Here is a 20,162-nt window from a genome sequence, read left to right as displayed (position 1 = left end):
TGCGAGGCGGTCTGGGTCGCGGTGGCGGTCATCGTGCCGGCGGTGGCCTGCAGCTCGGTGGCCGAGGACGACACCAGGCCGACGATCCCGCCGACCGCCCGCTCGAACCCGTCGGCCATCTGGCGCATGCCGGCCTTCCGCTGCTCCTCGGCGGTCGTCCGCGCCAGGAGCGTCTCCTGCTCCAGTTGCCGCGTCCGGACCAGGTTGTCGCGGGACGACTCGACGGCGCCCGCGATGGCTCCGATCTCGTCGGCGCGGTCGGTATGGGGCACGTCGCCGTCCACGTCGCCGGCGGTCAGCCCGCGCATGCGCCGGATCAGACGGTCGATGGGCCGCGTGATGCCGCCGACGACGTAGGCGGCGCCCGCGAGACCGATCGCCAGGCCGAGGCAGCACAGGAGCCCGGTGAGCCAGAGGGCCCGCGAATAGATCGCCTGGGCCGCGAGCCGGGCGGCGTCGCCCCCCTTGACGTTGAGGGCCGTGCCGCGATCGAGGGCGGCCAGGGCCGCGTCGAAAGGCTGGCGCGAGGCCTGGAACAGCTCGCTCGAGGTACGCTGGTCCCTGGCCCGGGCGGCGGCCACGATCTTCGACCGCACCCCCAGGTAGTCGCCCCAGTGCCGTCGGAACGTCGTCCAGAGGTCGCGCTCCTCGGCGCTCGAGATCAGGGTCTCGTAGCGGGACGCGACCTCATCGATGGTCTTGGCACGGCTCTCCGAGACGGCGTCGAGCTCGTTCACCGCCTCGGACGCCATGACGTATCGGGCGTCGACGAGGCGCAGGCGCGTCACCTTGTATTTGAGCTCGCCCAGCTCCCGAACGCTCGGCAACCAGTTCTCCGACAGATCGAGGGAGTTTGCGTTGACGGCGCGAAGCTGCGTTCCCCCGACGACACCCTGCGCCAGCAGGCCGACCGACAGGACGGCGATCAATCCGATCAAGATATGTGAGATCTTCAGCTTCATGGTATCGCTCGGTTGGTCGTCGATAGATTGTCGAAGAAGCATAAATATTTGTTTAATTGGTTGGTATCTTTGGGTAATTTAGGAATTATGTCCGCTGAGGGCACCTTGCGGGCCAACCTCTCGGGCTTCGGTGCCCGAGGCGACGGGATCCGGGCCCCGGCCCGCCCCCCGCGCATCCGCGCCGCGAAACCTGAAGGCCGCCCCGGTGTTGAGGTCGCGACGCTTCCCAACGGACAGGCCGATGACCAGAACCGCCCGCGCGCTCGCCACCACCCTCGGCCTTGCTCTGGGCCTCGCGGGTCCCGCCGCGGCCCAGACCGCCCGGGTGCCGCCGCCGAGCGACGCGGTCGGCGCGCCGGCCCCCGGCACCGGCACGAAGCCGCCGGCCTCGCGCCCGACCCAGAATCTTCCCGGCAACCCGAGCAGCACGTCGGTGCCCGGCACCAACCCGGGCGTCTGGATCGGCGGCAGCCCGACTGCGGGACCGCCCGGCAGCGGCGGCACGGCGGGCGGGCCGGCGGCGGGGAACCGGTGATTCGCCGTCGCGTGTGAACGGAGGCAGCGCGATGCTGACGATCCACCACCTCGGCCGCTCGCAATCGGAGCGCATCCTCTGGCTGTGCGAGGAGCTGGGCGTTCCCTACACCCTCGTCCGCTACGACCGCGACCCGGTCACCATCCTGGCGCCGCCGGACCTGCGGGCGCTGCATCCGCTCGGCGCGGCGCCGGTGATCGAGGAGGATGGGCTGGTGCTCGCCGAATCCGCCGCGATCGTCGAGTACATCGCGGTCCGGCACGGCGGCGGCCGGCTGCGGCTCGGGCCGGATCACCCGGATTATGCCGCCTTCCTGTACTGGTTCCACTTCGCCAACGGCAATCTCCAGCCGGTCCTCGGCCGGATGATGATGGTCGGCCGCGTCGGGCTTCCCCCCGACCATCCGGTCCAGGCGGCGGTGCAGGGCCGCCTCGACCGGGTGATGGCGCTGGTCGAGGCGCGGCTCGCCGCGGTGCCGTACCTCGCCGGGGAGGAGTTCACGACGGCCGACATCATGAGCGTCTTTTCGCTCACCACGATGCGGCTGTTCCAGCCGGTCGACCTCGCGCCCCATCCGGCGATCCGCGCCTACCTGCAGCGGATCGGGGCGCGCCCAGCCTATCGCCGCGCCATGGAGACGGGCGATCCCGGCTTTGCCCCGATGCTGACCTGAGGCGTCAGGCGTCGAGCCACTCGCGCAGCAGCGCGGCTGTCCCCTCCGGCCGCTCCAGCGGCGGGAGGTGGCCGCACTCGGTCAGGACGTGCAGGCGCGAGCCGGGGATGCCGGCATGGATCTCCTGCGCCAGGGCCGGTGGCGTCAGCACGTCGTCGGCGCCCACCGCCACCAGGGTCGGTACCCGGATCGTGGCAAGCGTCGGCCGGCTGTCGGGCCGGGCGAGGATCGCCCGCTGCTGGCGCAGGAAGGCTTCGCCCCCGACCCGCTCGGCCATCGCCTTCACGGCGTCGCCGACCGGGCCGGCGACGTGCGAGGCGTGGACGAGCTTCGGCAGCAGGCGGGTCGTCACGCCGGCGAAGCGCCCGACCTTGATCTGCTCCATGCCCTGGCGCCGCAGCGCCGCGTGCGCCGCGTCCTCCGGCGCGGCGCCGGTGTCGAACAGGGCAAGCCGCGTCACCCGCTCGGGCGCCTGGCGCAGGATCTCGAAGGCGACGTAGCCGCCCATCGACAGGGCGACGAGCCCGAAGCGCGGCGGCGCCGCGGCGAGCGCCCGGCGGGCCATGGCGGCGACGCTGTCGTCGAGGGTCAGGTCCGCCACCGCGGCCGCGGCGCGGTCGGCCAGGGCGGCGATCGGGCCGCGCCACAGGACGGCGTCGTTGAGGAGCCCGGGCAGGAACAGCAGCGGGCCGGAAGGGAAGGTCATGGGGGGTTCCGTGGCCGCCCTCGGGACCCCGAGGGCGGCGTTCGCCGTCATGCGATCTCTGGTTGATCGCTTCGTGAGGTAGATACCGGCTTCGCTCGGGCGCCGCGCCGGCTCGTGGCACGAATTCCGGAGGACATCCTCCGAAAATCGCGTCAGTAAGAGCGCGGCATGCCGAGCACGTGCTCGGCGATGTAGGACAGGATCAGGTTCGTCGAGATCGGCGCCACCTGGTAGAGCCGGGTCTCGCGGAACTTGCGCTCGACGTCGTACTCTTCGGCAAAGCCGAAGCCCCCGAAGGTCTGGATGCAGGCATTGGCCGCCTCGAACGAGGCGTCGGCGGCGAGCATCTTGGCCATGTTGGCCTCCGCCCCCGGGTTGGCTCCGGCCTCGTAGAGCGCCAAGCCCTCCCGCACCATCAGCTCGGCGGCCCGCATGTTGGCGTAGGCCTTGGCGATCGGGAACTGGATGCCCTGGTTCTGGCCGATCGGCCGGCCGAACACCTGGCGCTCGCGGGCGTAGGCCGAGGCCTTGGCGATGAACCACTTGGCGTCGCCGACGCACTCGGCGGCGATCAGGAGCCGCTCGGCGTTCATGCCCGACAGGATGTAGCGAAAGCCCTTGCCCTCCTCGCCGACCAGGTTCTCGGCCGGCACCTCCATGTTGTCGAAGAACACCTCGCACGAATTGTGGTTCATCATCGTGCGGATCGGCCGGATGGTCAGGCCGCGGCCGAGCACGGTGCGCATGTCGACGATGAAGGTCGAGAGGCCGTCGGTCTTCTTCGCCACCTGGTCGCGGGGGGTGGTGCGGGCGAGCAGCAGCATTAGGTCGGAATGCTCGGCCCGGCTGGTCCAGATCTTCTGGCCGTTGACGACGAACTTGTCGCCCTCGCGCCGTGCGGTGGTGCGGAGCGCCGTGGTGTCGGTGCCGCTCGTCGGCTCGGTGACGCCGAAGGCCTGGAGCCGCAGGCGGCCGGCGGCGATCTCCGGCAGGTAGCGCTCCTTCTGGGCCTGAGTGCCGTGCCGCAGCACGGTGCCCATCGTGTACATCTGGGCGTGGCAGGCCGCGCCGTTGCAGCCGGAGCGCTGCACCTCCTCGAGGATCGCGGCCGCCGCCGAGAGCGGCAGGCCCGAGCCGCCGTATTCCTCGGGGATCAGCACCGAGAGGTAGCCGGATTCGGTCAGCGCGTTGACGAAGTCCGTCGGGTAGGCGCGATCCGTGTCGAGCCGGCGCCAGTACTCGTCGGGAAAGCGCGCGCAGAGCTTGGCGACCTCCTCGCGGATCTCCGGATGGCGCAGCGCGTCGGTCTCGGTCATTCGGGCGTCTCCTGCCTGCCGGGCCGTCGGAGGGGGATCCGGGGCGCCGGTCGTTCGCGACAGGTTTACACGGTCCGCCTCGGTCCGTGTCATACCGTCGAGGCGTGCCTGCCATCGCGGCCGGCGTATCTCACGGCGGTCAGAAGTCGGCGTGCAGCCGGGTGCCGAAGAAGTTCGCCGGGCCGCGGTCGCGGTTATAGGCGGGGTTCACCACCAGCTGGTAGTTGAACGACACCGTCACGGCCTTGGTCAGGCTCAGCGCGTAGTAGGTCTCGAAGGCGCGCTCGGTGCCGTAGGTCAGGCGTCCGTCGCCGATCAGCAGGCCGAGGCCACCGTTGGCGAAGTAGGCCCGGTGCGACGGCGACAGGCCGTTGATCGCCCCACCGATCCCGACCGTGTCGCTCGGCCGCTCCCAGGCGGTGCCCTTCAGGGACAGGCCGCCCGAGACCGAGCGGTCGACGTCGGTGAAGGACAGGCTCTCGTTGCGCCCGTCCGAGACGCTCGCCCGGGCGAACAGGCCGAGATCCGGGGTGAGCGCCTGCTCCAAGTTGACGTAGGCGCCGGTCTTGCGCCGGGGCCGGCGGGTCGCGGCGGCCGCGTCGTTGATGTCGTCGTAGACGCCTCCCTGAGTCAGGTCGACGACCTGGCGATAGTTGGCGGTATTGCCGACGTTGCTGAACAGGCCGATGCGCAGCTTGCCCGGCTGGTCGAGGCCCGGCAGGACGTGGCGCTCCTCGAACTCGATGTTGGTGCCGGCGCGCTCGAAGACCCGCGGGTCGAGCACGTCGTTCGAGGGCTGCTTGGGCACCTGGGTGTAGGCGGCCCGGATCGCGAATTCCGGCCGGTTGTACTCGACCATCACGCCTTGCGTGAAGCCGGGGAGGTTCGCCGGGAAGTCCCAGGCCGAGGAGCCCCAGATCGACCAGTTCATGAAGTCGACCCGCGGGTCGTGGGCGTAGACGTTGCCGTCGAAGAAGTCGCCCAGCGCGAACTTGCCGGCCACCACCGAGATCCGCTCGACGTCGCGGGTCATCGCCACCTGGTTGACGCCGTCGGGCACGTCCTCGGTGGCGCCGCCCAGCCCGAAGGTCTGGCGGATGAAGTAGCGGTTGGAGCGCAGCTTCGGGAACGGCGCACCGGCCTTCTGGGCCTCGCCGTTGACGAAGCCGGCGACGCCGAGCGTCCGCGACAGGCCGAAGCCCTGCGAGAATTCCGGGTTGTAGTAGAGCTCGGTGCTGTCGGTCAGCTTCACGCCGAGGAACAGGGTCGCGGTGGTGGTGGACTGGACCTGGTTCGGCACCAGGCTGTTCTCGCCGCGATAGGGCGCGCGGAAGCCCGGCACCCCTTGCATCACGAAGGTGGTCTGGCCGTGGAAGGAATAGCGGCCGGTGTCGCGGCTGGCCGGCGCGTCCTCGGCCACCTCCGCCGGCAGCTTGAGGCCGTAGGGGTACCAGGAGAGGCGCGCCATCATCTGGTGCGACGAGAAGGCGGCCTGGGTGGCGACGGGGCCGAGCCCCGGCACGGCGCCGAGGTCGAAGCGGCCGGACCGGCCGAGGTCGATGTAGCGGTAGTCGAGCCCGAGCGCGAGGTTCGGGGTGATGGCGTATTGCACGCCGGCCCCGAGGGTGAAGCCGAGGAAGGACAGGTCCTTGCGCGCCGTCGCCGTCGTTCCGGCAGCGGCGTCCGGGTAGGTCGCCAGCACCCGCGCGTCGGCGCCCGCGAGCCCGAAGGTGGCGTAGACGAGGTAGCTCTCGAACGCGTAGCCGAGGCGGGCGCGCACGGCCCCGTAGAGGTCGGTCTTGGCGCGGATCACGCTGAAGGCCGGATCGACGGCCTCGTAGCCGAAGCCCAAAGCCGTCGAGGGGACCGGGCGCTTGAGGTTGGCGCCGTAGAGGTCGGCCTCGATCCCGTAGAGGTAGGGACCCGTCTGCCAGTTGTAGCCGCCGAACAGCCCGCCGACCGCCGTGGTGGCGGTGCGGCCCGCATCCGAGCGCCGCGTCGAGTCGCCGCTCTGGAAGGCCGGGATCGCCCGGCCGCCGACCGTGCTCGGCCCGAAGCGGTAATTGCCGAACGAGGCGCCGGCGCTGCCCTCGACGCCGAGATAGGGACCCGACCAGTCGGTGTAGGTCGGCCCCTCCGCGGGCGTGGGCGCGGGAGGGCGCAGGTCGGCGGCATTCGCCAGCCCGGCCCACAGGCCGAGCGCCACACCGAGTCCCGCTCCGCCCGCACGCCGCATCGCCGCTTCCCCTGCCGTTCCGGTGCCGGGTATAGCAATTGCTATATTCCTGGCAACCGGCCACGTTCGTCCAGGAGAGGCCTCTACGGTTTCCGTGACGGTATTGTCACGGTCCGGCGCCCGAGGCCGGTTACCCTACGCCGAGAGCGTCGTCAGGCGCCGAGCAGCCCGCGGCCCGCGAGGTTGCGCATCAGCGCCGCCGCCCCGAAAGTCCAGGGCTCGCAATCCTGGCAATGGCGCATCCGGTTGACCAGCGCCCCGAGCCCGGGGCTGCGGATCACCACCCGGTCGCCGACCTGGTGGGTGAAGCCCTGGCCCGGTGCGCCGCGGTCCTCGACGGGGGCGAACATCGTGCCGAGGAAGAGCACCGCGCCGTCCGGGTACTGGTGGGTCCCGCCCATCATCGCCTCGACGAGGTCGGCCGGGTCGCGGCTGATCTCCGAGAGGGGCGAGGTGCCCGACAGCCGGAAGCCGTCCGCGCCCATCACCTCGAGGCTCACCACCGTGCGGCGGACGTCATCAAGGGAGAAGCGATCGTCGAACAGGCGCACGAACGGCCCGAGCGCGCAGGAGGCGGCGTTGTCCTTGGCCTTGCCGAGCAGCAGGGCCGAGCGGCCCTCGAAGTCGCGCAGGTTGACGTCGTTGCCGAGGCTCGCCCCGACGATGCGCTGGTCGGAGGCGACCACCAGGGCGATCTCGGGCTCGGGGTTGTTCCACTGCGAGCCCGGATGCAGGCCGGCCTCCTGGCCGCAGCCGACCGCCGAGAGCGGCTGGGCCTTGGTGAAGATCTCGGCGTCCGGGCCGATGCCGACCTCGAGGTATTGGCTCCACGCTCCTTGCGCCACCAGCACGGCCTTGAGCGCCATCGCCTCGGGCGAGCCGGGCTTCAGGCGCCGCAGGTCGTCGCCGACGAGGCGGCCGACCTCGAGGCGGATCGCCGCCGCGGCGTCCGGGTTGCCGCGTGCCCGCTCCTCGATCACCCGCTCCAGCATCGAGACCGCGAAGGTCACGCCGGCGGCCTTGACCGCCTGGAGGTCGATGGGGGCCAGGAGCCAGGGCCGCGACGGGTCGCGGGTGTCCGGCGGGGTGTTGGCCAGCACCGCGTCGAGGGGGCCGAGCGTCTCGCCCGCGGCGGCCCGCAGGGCGCCCACCGGATCGGCGGCCTCGCACAGGTCGCGGACCGTCGGGAAGGCGCGGGTGACGTCGACGAGCTCGGGCGCGCCCGACGCGCCGTCGCGCACGGCGACGACGCTGGGGCCGTTCAGCTCCGGCCGCCAGACGCGGCCGGCGAGCGCCCCGGCGCAGCCGTCCTCCGGCAGGATGGCGCGGGCGTCGAAGGCATCGAGGATCGGCTGCATGGGTGTCTCCTCCCGGCCGGCTCCCGTTCGGCGGGGGCGCAGCATGGAGAGAGACCTAAGCCGATCGGCCGCGGCGGGGAAGCGCGGAAGACGCCGGATCGTCCGGATCCGGGCGCCGCCCTTCCCGCGGTGACGGGCGTCAGGCCGCGTCCGGCCGGCAGGCCAGGACCTGGCGGAGCGCCTGGTCGAGGGGAGCCGGGTGGCCCAGGTGGTAGCCCTGGACGAAGGGGCAGCCGAGGCTGCGCAGCACCGCGAGGTCCTCGGCGGTCTCGACGCCCTCGGCCACCACCTCGAGGCCGAGGGCCCGGCCGAGGCCGAGCACCGCCTGGACCAGCCCGCGCTTGTCGTCGGAATCCGCCAGGCCGGTGACGAGGCTCCGGTCGATCTTCACCCGGCCGGCCCGCAGGGGGCGCAGCGAGGCCAGCGACGAGTAGCCGATGCCGAAATCGTCGAGCGCGATTCCGATGCCGGCCCGCGACAGGGCGAGGAGCTTGCCCTGCACCGCCTCGATGTCGAGGGCGGTCTCCTCGGTGATCTCGATCTCGAGCATCGCCGGCGGCAGGCCGAGCGTCCGCAGGCGCTCGAGCACGATCTCGTCGACCGGGACCTGCACCATCTCCCGCGGCGACACGTTCATCGCCACCCGCACGCCCTGGACCCCGCCGGCGCGCAGGGCCTGGAGCGCGCCGCAGACCTGCTCCAGGATGACGCGCAGGAGCGATTCGGTCAGGCCGGCCCGGGCGGCGGCCGCGACGATCTCGCCGGGCGGGACCCAGCCGTGGACCGGGTGGTGCCAGCGCACCAGGGCCTCGAGGCCCGCCACGGTGCGGCCGCCCTCGCCGAAGATCGGCTGGAACCAGACCGCGACGCCGGTCTCGGCGAGCGCGTGCGACAGGTCGCGCTCGCAGTCGCGCCGCAGCTCGATGCGGCCGCGCAGGCTCTCGTCGAAGATCCGGAAGCGGTTGCGCCCGGCGGCCTTGGCGGCGTGCAGCGCCTCGTCGGCGCAGGTCAGCATCTGGGTCAGGTCGGGCCCGTGGGCGTGGCACAGCCCGGCGCTGATGCCGAGCCGCCCGGCATCCAGCCCGTCGAAGGGCTCGACCGCCGCCTTGATCAGGGCCGCCGCGAGGTCGGCGGGCGGCAGGGCGGCGGACGGGTCGTACAGGACCGCGAACTCGTCGCCGCCGAAGCGGGCCGCCAGGGCCTCCGGCGGCAGGCTCCGGCGCAGGCGCCGGGCCACCTCGACCAACACCCGGTCGCCGGTGGTGTGGCCGTAGACGTCGTTGACCGACTTGAAGCCGTCGAGGTCGAGGAGCATCAGGCACGGCGCCGGGCCGGGGCGCTGGATGCGCTCCTCCGCCGCCAGGGCGAAGCCGGCGCGGTTGTTGAGGCCGGTGAGCACGTCGTGGGTGGCGCGCCGCCGCATCTCCTCGGCGAGGATCGAGGCGGCCGCATGGGCCTCCTGGCGCGAGCGCGCGAGCGCCGTGGCCTCGTTCTTGAGCCGGCTGGTGCGCCGGAAGGTGCGCTCGGTCTCGGCCGCATTGCGCAGGAGCGCCGCGAGGTAGAGCAGCACCGTGAGGGCGAGGCAGGTGCGGTCGAAGCCGCCGGCCCAGGCGAGGCAGCCCGCCGCGGTCAGCAGCGGCGGCGCGATGAAGCTCGTGGGGATCGCCGCGAAGGCCGTGCCGTGGGCGACGGCGCCCGCGGTGATGCCGCAGGTCACGATGAGGTAGAACAGCGTCTCGGGCGCGGTGTAGCCGGCGCAAAGGAGCGGCACCAGGGACCAGACCACGCCCGACAGCAGGGCCGCCAGGGTGGCGAGGCGCAGGTGCCGGTCGACCGAGCGCGCCATGTCCTCGGCCTGCTCCGGCGCCTCGCCGGCCGCGAGGCCCGGGCAGGGTGCCCGGCACAGGCCGACGCGGAGCAGGTTCACGGCCGACGAGACCGCGAACCAGGCGAGGCCGGCCTGCCCGTTCCCGGCATGCCAGGCCACCAGGGCGCTGGCGGCGCCGAGCAGCGCATTCACCAGCATGGCGGGCTGGACGCTGCGCCGGACCGAATCGAGCTGGTCGCGTCGGATCGATGACCGCAGGTCGGTGTCGTCGCTCGCGGGCAACATGTCGGCGCCTGCTTCCTGACTACCTGTTCCTGACATGACCCCTCGGCGCGTCAGTGTTCTTCCCTTAGCGGTTGCAGGTAAAGAATCGTTGACGGCAGGACACGTCAACCCGCCCCGGATGCGCAGTTCGCCCGACGCGGCGGAACGTCGGCCGAGCCTGGCCGTTGAATTCGCGCTGCAGAGCGGAGGAGGGAACATGCGGAACGTGGCGAAGGCGGCCGTGGTGGTGGCCGTGACGCTGATGGGCGCCGGGGCGGCCGAGGCCAAGGGCTGCATCAAGGGCGCGATCATTGGCGGCGTGGCCGGCCATTACTTGGCCGAGCGCGGCGTGGTCGGGGCCGTGGCCGGGTGCCTCGCGGGCCGGGCGCTGGCCAAGCGGCGCGACCAGCAGCGCGACGTCGATTACGGCGCCCGCGTCGGACCCCGCGACGGCTACGCGCCGCGCCGGAACTACAGCTACTGACGGATGCCCGTCCCGGGCCGGCCCGTGCCGCCCGGGATCGACACCGCGCCCCGGCGCGGCGATCGGTCCCGTGCCGGCGGCGCCGGCCGCCCCATCTGACCGCGCATCCCTCCCGCCGTCCGGATGCGCATGGCCGTCTTCTTCACCGCCGACACGCATTTCGGCGACACCCACATCCTGCGCCAGCGCGGCCGCCTGTTCGCCTCCATCGCGGAGCACGACGAGACGCTGGTGGCGAACTGGAACGCGGCGGTGGGGGCCGACGACGAGGTCTGGCACGTCGGCGACTTCGCGGCCCATGCCGAGCGGGCACATTGCGCGGCGATCTTCGCCCGGCTGAACGGCGTCAAGCGCCTGGTGCGCGGCAACCACGACAGCAACCGCGTCCTCGACCTGCCCTGGGCCGATCCGCCGGTGGAGAGCGTCCGCGTCACCCTGCGGGAGGAGGGGCGCGAGTGGCGCCTCTTCCTGGCCCATTACGCCCACCGCGCCTGGCCGGGCCTGTGGCGCGGCACCCGCCACCTCTACGGCCACACCCACGGCACGCTGCCCGACACCACCCGCTCCTGCGACGTCGGGGTCGATGCCTGGGACTACCGGCCGGTGCGCCTCGCGGCCCTGGCGGCGCGCCAGGATGCGGCCACTCTGGTGCCGGAGGAACTGGCGCGGGACCGGGCGAGGGAGGAGGCTGCGACCAGGGATCGCGACGGATCGACGGAAGCCGTGATTCCACCCGCGACCTCATTCTGAGGTGCTGCTGCTTGCAGCAGCCTCGAAGGAGGGCTCCAGACGTCGCTGCGATCCCTGGAGCCCTCCTTCGAGGTCAGCCCATCGATGATGGGCTGACACCTCAGGATGAGGTTTCGGATGGGATGAGCGGGGGGCCGGACGGCTCCCCGGCTCCGCTCAGCCGCCGATGTTGTAGGCCGCCAGCGCCGCCATGTTGACGATGTCGGAATCGGTCGCGCCGAGCGGGACGATCTGCACCGCCTTGTCGAGGCCGACGATCAGCGGCCCGAGCACCTGGGCGCCGCCGAGTTCCTGCAGCATCTTGGTGGAGATGGCCGCCGAGTGGAAGGCCGGCATCACCAGCACGTTGGCCGGCTGCTTGAGGCGGCTGAACGGGTACTGGGCGAGCAGGTCCTTGTTCAGCGCGACGTCGGCCGCCATCTCGCCGTCGTACTCGAAGTCGACCCGCATCCCGTCGAGGATGCGCACCGCCTCCTGCACCTTCTCGGCGCGCTCGGCCTTGGGGAAGCCGAAGGTCGAGAACGACAGCATCGCCACCCGCGGCTCGTAGCCGAGGCGGCGCGCGACGCCCGCCGCCTCGATGGCGATGCCGGCGAGTTCCTCGGCGCTCGGCATCTCGTGGATCGCGGTGTCGGCCACCAGCACCACCCGGCCGCGGGCGAGGCAGAGCGAGACGCCGATCACCCGGTGGCCGGGCTTGTGGTCGATGACCCGGCGCACGTCCTCGAGCGCGATCGAGTAGTTGCGGGTGGTGCCGGTCACCATCGCGTCGGCGTCGCCGAGCGCCACCATCGAGGCGGCGAAGTGGTTGCGGTCCTGGTTGATCAGGCGCTGGCAGTCGCGGAACAGGTAGCCCTTGCGCTGCATCCGGGCATACAGGAACTGCGCGTAGACGCTGTTGCGGTCGGACTTCGCGGCGTTGTGGATCTCGATGTTGTCGCGGCCGGCGAGATCGATGCCGGCGGCCTCGGCATTGGCCAGCACCCGGTCCTCGCGCCCGACCAGGATCGCGGTGCCGAGGCCCTGGTTGACGAAGGAGATCGCGGCGCGGATCACCACCTCCTCCTCGCCCTCGGCGAAGACGACGCGCTTGGGGTACTTGCGCACCCGCTCGAACACCCGGTTCAGCGTGCCGGCGACGGGGTCGCGCCGGGCCGAGAGCTGGGCCCGGTAGCGGTCCATGTTGTCGATCGGCTTGCGGGCGACGCCGGTCTCCATCGCGGCCTTGGCTACCGCCGGCGGGATGGTGTGGATCAGGCGCGGGTCGAACGGCACCGGGATGATGTATTCGCGCCCGAAGCGCGGCCGGGTGCCCTGGTAGGCGGCCGCCACCTCGTCCGGCACGTCCTCGCGGGCGAGCGCGGCGAGCGCCTGCGCGGCCGCGATCTTCATCTCCATGTTGATCGTGGTCGCGTGCACGTCGAGCGCGCCGCGGAAGATGTAGGGGAAGCCCAGGACGTTGTTGACCTGGTTGGGGTAGTCCGAGCGCCCCGTCGCCACGATGGCGTCGTCGCGGACCTGCGCCACCTCCTCGGGGGTGATCTCCGGGTTCGGGTTCGCCATCGCGAAGATGATCGGCTGCGGCGCCATCGAGGCGATCATCTCGGGCGTGAAGGCGCCCTTGACCGAGAGGCCGAACACGATGTCGGCGCCCTCCATCGCCTCGACCAGCGTGCGCTTGTCGGTGGCGACCGCGTGGGCCGACTTCCACTGGTTCATGCCCTCGGTGCGGCCCTGGAACACCACGCCCTTGGTGTCGCACAGGATCACGTTCTCGGAGCGGAAGCCGAGCGCCTTGACGAGCTCGATGCAGGCGATGCCGGCCGCGCCCGCGCCGTTGACGACGAGCTTGGCTTCCGAGATGTCGCGGCCGGTGAGGTGCAGGGCGTTGATGATGCCCGCCGCCGAGATGATCGCGGTGCCGTGCTGGTCGTCATGGAAGACCGGGATGTCCATCAGTTCCCGCAGGCGCTCCTCGATGATGAAGCACTCGGGGGCCTTGATGTCCTCCAGGTTGATGCCGCCGAAGGTCGGGCCGAGATAGCGCACGCAGTTGATGAACGCCTCGGCATCCTCCGTCCCGACCTCGAGGTCGAAGGAATCGATGTCGGCGAAGCGCTTGAACAGGACCGCCTTGCCCTCCATCACGGGCTTGGAGGCGAGCGCGCCGCGGTTGCCGAGGCCCAGGATCGCGGTGCCGTTCGAGATCACCGCCACGAGGTTGCCCTTGGCGGTGTAGTCGTAGGCGAGCGCCGGATCCTCCGCGATGGCGAGAACCGGGACCGCGACGCCGGGCGAATAGGCGAGCGACAGGTCGCGCTGCGTCGCCATCGGCTTCGTCGCCACCACCTCCAGCTTGCCGGGGCGACCCTGCTGGTGGAATTGCAGCGCCTCCTGGTCGGTGAAGGTCGGGCGCTTGCCGCGGGTGACGGGGCGGGACTCGCTCATGCCAGGCTCTTCTTTCGACGACAGTTCACGCGGACCGTGGGGACACGTCCCTTAGGGCCATGATCCGGCCGGCTCAAGCGGCGCCGGGGCGCGAACATCCGGGCGCCGGTCTTTTAAACCGGGGACGACCATCCCCATCATCCCCGGAGTGCCGGTCTGGAGCCCGGCCGCCGCCCTCTGTTAGTCTGCCTGGACCACGATGCCGCGGATCCGAAGACAGCCCCCCGATCTCATGACGATGGATAGCGATACCGGCCGCCGCCTGCGCGACGAAGCCTACGAGCCGACCGACGAGGCGCCCCCGGCCCCCGCCCGCGGCCGGCGCGCGTCCGCGCCCGACGACGAGGCCAAGGTCTCGCCGATGATGGCGCAGTACATCGAGATCAAGGCGGCGAACCCCGATTCCCTGCTGTTCTACCGCATGGGGGACTTCTACGAGCTGTTCTTCGAGGATGCCGAGATCGCCTCGCGGGCGCTCGGCATCGTGCTCACCCGCCGCGGCAAGCACGGCGGCGCCGACATCCCGATGTGCGGCGTGCCGGTCGAGCGCTCCGACGACTACCTCCAGCGGCTGATCGGGCTCGGCCACCGGGTCGCGGTCTGCGAGCAGACCGAGGACCCGGCCGAGGCCAAGAAGCGCGGCTCGAAATCGGTGGTGCGGCGCGAGGTCGTGCGTCTCGTCACCCCCGGCACCATCACGGAAGACCGCCTGCTCGATCCCGGCCGGGCCAACGTGCTCCTGGCGCTCGCGCGACGGCGCGCCTCGGACTCCGCCTGGGCCTACGGGCTCGCCGCCGTCGACATCTCGACCGGGCGCTTCTCGCTCGGCGAGGTCGAGGGCCCCGGCCTCGCCGCCGAGATCGCCCGGCTCGACCCGCGCGAGATCGTGATGGGCGAGGCGATCCACCAGGATCCCGAGATCGCCCGGCTGTGGCGCGACACCCGGGCCGCCGTCACGCCGGTCGGGCGCGGCGACGTCGATCCGGCCTCGGCCGAGCGGGCGATCAAGGAGCAGTTCGGCGTCCAGACCCTCGACGGGTTCGGCGCCTTCAGCCGGGTCGAGGTCGCGGCGGCGGGCGCCGTGCTGCACTACATCGCCCGCACCCAGCTCGGCGCGAAGGTGACGTTGAGCCCGCCGACCCGCCAGGCGGCGGGCGCCAGCCTGATGATCGACGCGGCGACGCGCCAGAACCTCGAGCTCACCCGCACCCTCTCGGGCGAGCGCACGGGGAGCCTGCTCGCCGCCATCGACCGCACGGTCGGGGGCGCCGGGGCGCGGCTTCTCGCCGAGCGGCTCGCCGGCCCCTCGACCGACCTCGCCCTGATCCGGCGCCGGCACGACGCGGTCGCGTTCCTGGTCTCCGAGGGGCCGTTGCGGACCGAATTGCGGGCCGAGCTGGCGCGCGCGCCCGACATGGCCCGGGCGCTCACCCGCATCGGCCTCGGCCGGGCCGGGCCCCGCGACCTCGCGGCTTTGCGCGACGGGCTGATGGCCGCCCGCGGCATCGCGACGGCGCTCGCCGGGGCCGGCGCGCTGCCGGGCGAGATCGGCAAGGCCGCCCGCATCCTCGCCGGGCTCGACGAGGGGCTGGCCGACGACCTCTCCGCCGCGCTCGCCGACGACCTGCCGCTGCAGCGCCGCGACGGCGGCTTCGTGCGCGAGGGCTACCGGGCCGAACTCGACGAATCCCGCACCCTCCAGCGCGATTCGCGCCAGGTCGTCGCCGGTCTCCAGGCCCGCTACGCCACCGAGACTGGCTGCCGGACGCTCCGAATCAAGCACAACAACCTGCTCGGCTACTTCATCGAGGTGCCGCAGGCCTTCGGCGAGACCCTGCTGAAGGACCCCTGGCGCGCCACCTTCGTCCACCGCCAGACGATGGTGGACGCGATGCGCTTCACCAGCGTGGAACTGGGCGAACTGGAAACGAAGATCGCCAATGCCGCCGGGCGCGGGCTCGCCCTCGAACTCGAAGTCTTCGAGAACCTGTCGGCGTCCGTGATGGCGCAGTCCGACGCGATCGTGGCGGCGGCGGGCGCGCTCGCGGCTTTGGACGTCGCGGCCTCGCACGCGGAGCTCGCCGTCGAGCTGAACTGGACCCGGCCGGTGGTCGACGACGGCCTCGCCTTCCGGATCGAGGGCGGGCGCCACCCCGTGGTCGAGGCGGCGTTGACCAAGGCCGGCGAGGCCTTCATCGCCAATGCCTGCGACCTGTCGGGGCGCGAGGCCGGCCAGATCCTCCTCGTCACCGGCCCGAACATGGGCGGCAAGTCGACCTTCCTGCGCCAGAACGCGCTCATCGCGGTGCTGGCCCAGATGGGCGCCTTCGTTCCGGCGACATCGGCCCATCTCGGCCTCGTCGACCGGCTCTTTTCCCGCGTCGGCGCCGCCGACGACCTGGCACGCGGCCACTCGACCTTCATGGTCGAGATGGTCGAGACCGCGGCGATCCTCAACCAGGCGACGCGCCGCTCCCTCGTCGTGCTCGACGAGATCGGGCGCGGCACCGCGACCTTCGACGGCCTCTCGATCGCCTGGGCCTGCCTGGAGCACCTGCACGGCACCAATGGCTGCCGGGCGCTGTTCGCCACCCATTTCCACGAGCTGACGGGGCTGGCCCAGCGCCTGGAGCGGCTCTCCAACGCCACCCTCAAGGTGACCGAGTGGAAGGGCGACGTGGTGTTCCTGCACGAGGTGGTGCCGGGCGCGGCCGACCGCTCCTACGGTCTGCAGGTCGCGCGGCTCGCCGGCCTGCCCGCCCCGGTCATCGCCCGCGCCAAGGCGCTGCTCGCCGAGCTGGAGAAGGGGGAGGGCGGTTCCGGACGACGGAAGGCCCCGGCCGAGCTGCCGCTCTTCGCCGCGATGCCGGCCGCGCCGCCGCCGCCTGTGCCTTCGGAGAGGCCCGACCCGGTCGGCGCGATGCTCGACGGGATCGACCCGGATGCGTTGAGCCCGCGCGAGGCGCTGGACGCTCTCTACCGGCTCAAGGCGGCGCGGGCGGGCGACTGACGTGAGGGGCGGAAACGGCGCCCCCGGCGCCGCCCGTTCCGACGCTCAGAGCTTGTTCACGCGCAATCATCGATCGCATGTTCGGAAATAACGGGTAATCCTATCCTCCCACCTCATCCCGAGGTGTTGGTCGATCTTCGATCGACTGACCTAGAAGGAGGGCTCCGGAAGTCTCGGCGATTCCTAGAGCCCTCCTTCGAGGCCGCTACGCGGCACCTCAGGATGAGGTGAGTGGGTATGCCTGTCCCAAGTATCGATGATAAAATTCCACTCATACGCTTTCCGATTGATTGCTTCGCGATGCGGAAAGCGGCTTCGCTCAGGCGCCGCGCTGGCTGGTGATACGAGATCCGGAAGTCATCTTCCGGATCTCGTATCAGACAGGCTCAGGCCGCACGCGTCCGCTCTCGGCCGGACCGGTGGCGCTCGATCCCCTCGGCGATGACCGTTGCGTAGCGCCCGAAGGCGTTGCCCTCCGGCAGGAGGAGGCGCGGGATCGCCAGCTCGCATTCGAGCAGCTGCAGGCGGCCGTCGGCGCCCTGGAGCCCGTCGATGCGGGAAAACCAGAGCGGGCCGTAGCGCCGTTCGAGCGCGTCGTTCACCCCCGTCGCCCAGCGTTCCTCCGCGGGGCTCGGGGTCCAGCGATGGTTCCGGCCGCCCAGCTGCTCGTGCGCCCACCAGCCTCCCTGGTCGCCGACGGTCTTGCGCACGACGTGGCTCAGGCTCCCGCCGAGGAACACGAAGGACAGCTCGCCGAAATCGAGGACGGAGGACAGGAACGGCTGCACGATCAGCTCGTGCGTCCGGGCCAGCGCGGCCATCTCGGCCTGTCTCGGGAACCCGCCCTCGGCGAGGACGAAGTGGTGCTCGTCCAGCGCCGGACCGCGCCGGGACACCCGGATGGTGTTCCAGGAGCCCGACGACACGGTCGGCTTGACGACGACGTCGTCCCAGCCGGCCTCCTCCATCGTCCGGACGACGTCGAAGGCGGAGCCCTTGGCGATCCACCGGGTGGGAACGAGGTCGATCCCGTCCTGCGCCAGCTTTCGCAGGTAGCGTCCCTTGTCGAGGGCGTCGAGGACCAGCGGCAGCGGGTTGGCGAGCGGAACCGGACCGTTCGGTGCCGCCAGGAGCCGCTCGTGGACGCGCTCCACGCGCTCCTGGAAGCGTGGCTCCTTGTGGTACCACCGGCACATGCGCAGGTTCACGAGGTCCATCTCGCCGAGATCGAGCGTGTCGAACGCGTCGAGATGGACCATCCGCGCCGCCACGCCCTCGGCGCGAAGGGCCTCCTCCACCGCGGGATATTCGAGGTGGGGCGCGCCGAGGCTCAGGTAGAGGGCCTTACGCACGGGAGCCCCCCGCGTTGTTCGTCAGGTCGGTGGAGAGGGGCGAGGATTTCCCGGCGTTCTTCCGCGACAGCCGCATCAGGAGCTTGCGCCGGCTGGTATCGGCGGCGTCGTAGACGTAGCCGAAGGCGAAGCAGGCCAGAAGGCCGAGCGGGCGCAGCCTGATGACCCAGTCGAGCTTGGTGTTGATCGGGATCGGCAGGTGGTCGAACCACGTCGCCGTCCCGGCGGGGCGCTGCGCGGCCGGCTGGACGAGGTCGCGGGCGCTGATGTCGAGCACCTGCCCCGTCCTGGCGAAGGGCAGCCGCCAGATGCGCGGCAGCGGCGCCGTGACCGACAGGACGCTCTTGAGCGGGGGAGGGACGATGCCGTGGCGCTGGCGCCAGCGCGCCCGTTCGGCGATCCTGCCCTGCAGGAAGCGCTGGAGACGCTGCACCCGTTCGGGCGACAGGCCGAGCCAGTAGGGCGAGCGCGAGTAGAACAGGCGGCGTTCCACGTCGCGCCGGAGCCGTTCGAGCGCCGGGGTCTCCCGGTCCGAATGGCCTTCGGTGCGCACCAGCCAATGCGTCAGCTTGGCCCGCGTGCTGCCCATGCACCAGAAGATCGCCATGTCGAGGATGTGGGACAGAAGGAAGAAGCGCGAATCCTCGATCGCGGGCGTGTACTTCTCGCGCACCATGTTGCGCATCATCGCCCAGTCCTGCCGCGTCGCCTCGTTGATGCGGCCGATATAGGCGTCGTCGATCTCGCCGGTCTTGACCTGCCGCTCCATCACGTTGGCGATGTGCCAGCTCGAGACCAGCGCCAGCGCGATGCCCTGGCTGTAATAGGCGTCGATGATGCTGCCGGCATCCCCGGCCATCGCGTAGCGTTTGGCGCTGACGAACCGGTCGGTCCAGTGCTGGACCTGGCGGTAGGCCTGGAACTCGAGCAGCGTCTCCTCGCCGATGATCCCGTCGAGCACCGGATGGCGGCGGATCAGGGCCCAGAACTGCTCGCGCAGCGTTCCCTCGACGGGCGTGCGGCGCAGGTCGAAGGTCACGCCGACGCTGATCCGGTTCTGCGAGAGACGGATCACCCAGATCCAGTAGCCGACGCCCCACAGGTGGACGGTGTAGAGGTCGCGCGGCGTCCGCTGGCCCGAGGCGAGCAGGGCGGTCCAGCGCTCGTCGAACTTGGCGTCGTCGACGTGGGAGAACTGGCCCCAGGCCGCGGAGGTCTGGAACCCGTCGTCCATCTCCTGCCGTTCCGCCCGGTGGTCGAGCTTGCGGGCCAGCAGGCGGTTGCGCCCCGAGCAATCCATCACCCAGCCGGCTTCCAGGGGCGAGGGGTACTTGTCGCCGGCGAGCGTCAGGCGATGCGGGGCGTCGGTCTCGGCGAGGTCGATCGCCTCGACGCGGACGTCGTCGAGGAACCGGATGCCGGGGTGCCGGCGGACGGCGTCGCGCATCGCGGCCTCGGCGTCCGGCCGCGCGATCTGCATGTCGAGAAACATGCAGCGGAACCATTTCTTGTCGGGGGCGTGGTCGAAAAGATAATGCGGCGGATGCGGGTCGGCGTTGACCGCCCACTCGGTCGTTCCGGAGAATTCCGTCTTGTGCTCCGCGCCGGCGGTGAACCAGACGCCGAGCTTGATGAACGATTCCTCGGAGATGAAGCGGTCCAGTTCGCCGACGGTCCGCAGGAAGGCGCTCGTGAACACCAGGAAGGATTCGCCGACCTTGTAGCTGTCCTTCCGGCTCTCGACGTTGTCGACGAGCGTCACCGTCAGGCCGCGCTTGGCGAATTGCAGCGCATTGGTCAGTCCGACGATGCCGGCGCCGACGACGACGACATCGCTGTAGGTCTCGCCCCGGGAGTTGTTCTCGCGCCCGGAGGCTGGCGTCGCGTGAGCGGAACGAAAGTTTATTGAGGTAGGCATCGGCTACACTCCGTCGACAATGTCGTTCAGGGCGCCGCCCGCCAGGCGGCGTTCGGGGCGGGCGGCGTTGCGCATACGCGCCGTCGCCCGCCGGCTCTGCGACCCCTGGCGCATCCGCCGGGACATGGCCCGGCCTTCGTCGGGGCGGGGTGCGCCGACGTCCTCGCGCCGCCAAGTTGCGGGTCGTCGAGAGATGGTAAAGGCCAGTATTTGAAGTTTTTATGACGATATCAACGTCGGATATTCGCTTTTTACTACCCGTGGTTGATCTATTTACCTAGGGGAAACAAGATTAAGCATATGTAATCGTGAGGGGCGCCGG

The 20,162-nt window shown here is 71.2% G+C and carries 14 protein-coding genes; 5 read left to right on the top strand and 9 right to left on the bottom strand.

Annotation, left to right across the window (positions count from 1 at the left end):
* On the bottom strand, positions 1-962 hold a 962-nt coding region (locus tag BMX97_RS24930; RefSeq protein ID WP_143074714.1), incomplete at its 3' end, for an MCP four helix bundle domain-containing protein.
* 241 nt (positions 963-1,203) lie between these two features.
* On the opposite strand from BMX97_RS24930, the gene BMX97_RS24925 reads away from it, so the two are divergent.
* Positions 1,204-1,497 carry a hypothetical protein gene (locus BMX97_RS24925; RefSeq protein ID WP_091753898.1) on the top strand — a complete coding sequence of 98 codons (294 nt, stop codon included), beginning with the start codon at positions 1,204-1,206 and terminating at the stop codon, positions 1,495-1,497.
* A gap of 31 nt (positions 1,498-1,528) precedes the next feature.
* Positions 1,529-2,170 carry a glutathione S-transferase family protein gene (locus BMX97_RS24920; protein WP_091753897.1) on the top strand — a complete coding sequence of 214 codons (642 nt, stop codon included), beginning with the start codon at positions 1,529-1,531 and terminating at the stop codon, positions 2,168-2,170.
* A 4-nt stretch (positions 2,171-2,174) separates the two neighbouring features.
* Here the strand turns inward: BMX97_RS24920 and BMX97_RS24915 are convergent, their stop codons facing one another.
* The 5 genes from BMX97_RS24915 to BMX97_RS24895 all read right to left on the bottom strand — a co-directional run bounded on the left by BMX97_RS24915 (position 2,175) and on the right by BMX97_RS24895 (position 9,899).
* A complete protein-coding gene (locus BMX97_RS24915; RefSeq protein ID WP_091753896.1) occupies positions 2,175-2,876 on the bottom strand; it encodes an alpha/beta fold hydrolase in 702 nt (233 codons plus the stop codon).
* A 152-nt stretch (positions 2,877-3,028) separates the two neighbouring features.
* On the bottom strand, positions 3,029-4,192 hold the full coding sequence (locus BMX97_RS24910) for an acyl-CoA dehydrogenase family protein (protein WP_091753895.1): 1,164 nt from the start codon (positions 4,190-4,192) through the stop codon (positions 3,029-3,031).
* A 139-nt stretch (positions 4,193-4,331) separates the two neighbouring features.
* Positions 4,332-6,428 (bottom strand): carbohydrate porin, encoded by a 2,097-nt coding sequence (locus BMX97_RS24905; RefSeq protein ID WP_091753894.1) that lies wholly within the window; start codon positions 6,426-6,428, stop codon positions 4,332-4,334.
* A 152-nt stretch (positions 6,429-6,580) separates the two neighbouring features.
* Positions 6,581-7,786, bottom strand: coding sequence for a fumarylacetoacetate hydrolase family protein (locus tag BMX97_RS24900; RefSeq protein WP_091753893.1), 1,206 nt, complete (start codon positions 7,784-7,786; stop codon positions 6,581-6,583).
* Between the two features lie 139 nt (positions 7,787-7,925).
* A complete protein-coding gene (locus tag BMX97_RS24895; protein ID WP_091753892.1) occupies positions 7,926-9,899 on the bottom strand; it encodes a putative bifunctional diguanylate cyclase/phosphodiesterase in 1,974 nt (657 codons plus the stop codon).
* A 196-nt stretch (positions 9,900-10,095) separates the two neighbouring features.
* Here BMX97_RS24895 and BMX97_RS24890 point away from each other — a divergent pair, with 196 nt between their 5' ends.
* Together BMX97_RS24890 and BMX97_RS24885 are read left to right on the top strand one after the other, a co-directional pair.
* Complete coding sequence (locus BMX97_RS24890) at positions 10,096-10,362, top strand: hypothetical protein (RefSeq protein ID WP_060849834.1); 267 nt, start codon at positions 10,096-10,098, stop codon at positions 10,360-10,362.
* Between the two features lie 129 nt (positions 10,363-10,491).
* A complete protein-coding gene (locus BMX97_RS24885; protein WP_091753891.1) occupies positions 10,492-11,112 on the top strand; it encodes a metallophosphoesterase in 621 nt (206 codons plus the stop codon).
* 156 nt (positions 11,113-11,268) lie between these two features.
* Here the strand turns inward: BMX97_RS24885 and BMX97_RS24880 are convergent, their stop codons facing one another.
* Positions 11,269-13,560 carry an NADP-dependent malic enzyme gene (locus BMX97_RS24880; protein WP_091753890.1) on the bottom strand — a complete coding sequence of 764 codons (2,292 nt, stop codon included), beginning with the start codon at positions 13,558-13,560 and terminating at the stop codon, positions 11,269-11,271.
* Between the two features lie 361 nt (positions 13,561-13,921).
* Between BMX97_RS24880 and mutS the strand changes: the two genes are divergently transcribed.
* The gene (gene mutS / locus BMX97_RS24875) at positions 13,922-16,570 is read left to right on the top strand and encodes a DNA mismatch repair protein MutS (RefSeq protein WP_244538631.1); all 2,649 of its coding nucleotides are present in this window, start codon (positions 13,922-13,924) and stop codon (positions 16,568-16,570) included.
* A 386-nt stretch (positions 16,571-16,956) separates the two neighbouring features.
* Here mutS and BMX97_RS24870 read toward each other — a convergent pair whose 3' ends face one another.
* Positions 16,957-17,922 (bottom strand): ATP-grasp domain-containing protein, encoded by a 966-nt coding sequence (locus tag BMX97_RS24870; protein WP_091753888.1) that lies wholly within the window; start codon positions 17,920-17,922, stop codon positions 16,957-16,959.
* Positions 17,915-19,840, bottom strand: a complete 1,926-nt coding sequence (locus tag BMX97_RS24865; RefSeq protein ID WP_143074713.1) for an NAD(P)/FAD-dependent oxidoreductase — start codon at positions 19,838-19,840, stop codon at positions 17,915-17,917. The genes BMX97_RS24870 and BMX97_RS24865 overlap by 8 nt, the downstream gene beginning before the upstream one ends.
* Positions 19,841-20,162: the final 322 nt, after the last annotated feature.

The organism is Methylobacterium sp. ap11 (genome assembly GCF_900110515.1).
GTDB classification, from domain to species: Bacteria; Pseudomonadota; Alphaproteobacteria; order Rhizobiales; family Beijerinckiaceae; genus Methylobacterium; species Methylobacterium ajmalii.
Note: the sequence above shows the minus strand (reverse complement) of the source record. Positions and strands in the feature narration are given on the sequence as shown.

What these genes read in the sequence shown, in the direction of transcription:
- BMX97_RS24925 (WP_091753898.1), top strand. Translation starts at nt 1,204, where the DNA reads ATGACCAGAACCGCCCGCGCGCTCGCCACCACCCTCGGCCTTGCTCTG.
- BMX97_RS24920 (WP_091753897.1), top strand. Translation starts at nt 1,529, where the DNA reads ATGCTGACGATCCACCACCTCGGCCGCTCGCAATCGGAGCGCATCCTC.
- BMX97_RS24915 (WP_091753896.1), bottom strand. Translation starts at nt 2,876, where the DNA reads ATGACCTTCCCTTCCGGCCCGCTGCTGTTCCTGCCCGGGCTCCTCAAC.
- BMX97_RS24910 (WP_091753895.1), bottom strand. Translation starts at nt 4,192, where the DNA reads ATGACCGAGACCGACGCGCTGCGCCATCCGGAGATCCGCGAGGAGGTC.
- BMX97_RS24905 (WP_091753894.1), bottom strand. Translation starts at nt 6,428, where the DNA reads ATGCGGCGTGCGGGCGGAGCGGGACTCGGTGTGGCGCTCGGCCTGTGG.
- BMX97_RS24900 (WP_091753893.1), bottom strand. Translation starts at nt 7,786, where the DNA reads ATGCAGCCGATCCTCGATGCCTTCGACGCCCGCGCCATCCTGCCGGAG.
- BMX97_RS24895 (WP_091753892.1), bottom strand. Translation starts at nt 9,899, where the DNA reads ATGTTGCCCGCGAGCGACGACACCGACCTGCGGTCATCGATCCGACGC.
- BMX97_RS24890 (WP_060849834.1), top strand. Translation starts at nt 10,096, where the DNA reads ATGCGGAACGTGGCGAAGGCGGCCGTGGTGGTGGCCGTGACGCTGATG.
- BMX97_RS24885 (WP_091753891.1), top strand. Translation starts at nt 10,492, where the DNA reads ATGGCCGTCTTCTTCACCGCCGACACGCATTTCGGCGACACCCACATC.
- BMX97_RS24880 (WP_091753890.1), bottom strand. Translation starts at nt 13,560, where the DNA reads ATGAGCGAGTCCCGCCCCGTCACCCGCGGCAAGCGCCCGACCTTCACC.
- mutS (WP_244538631.1), top strand. Translation starts at nt 13,922, where the DNA reads ATGATGGCGCAGTACATCGAGATCAAGGCGGCGAACCCCGATTCCCTG.
- BMX97_RS24865 (WP_143074713.1), bottom strand. Translation starts at nt 19,840, where the DNA reads ATGCCTACCTCAATAAACTTTCGTTCCGCTCACGCGACGCCAGCCTCC.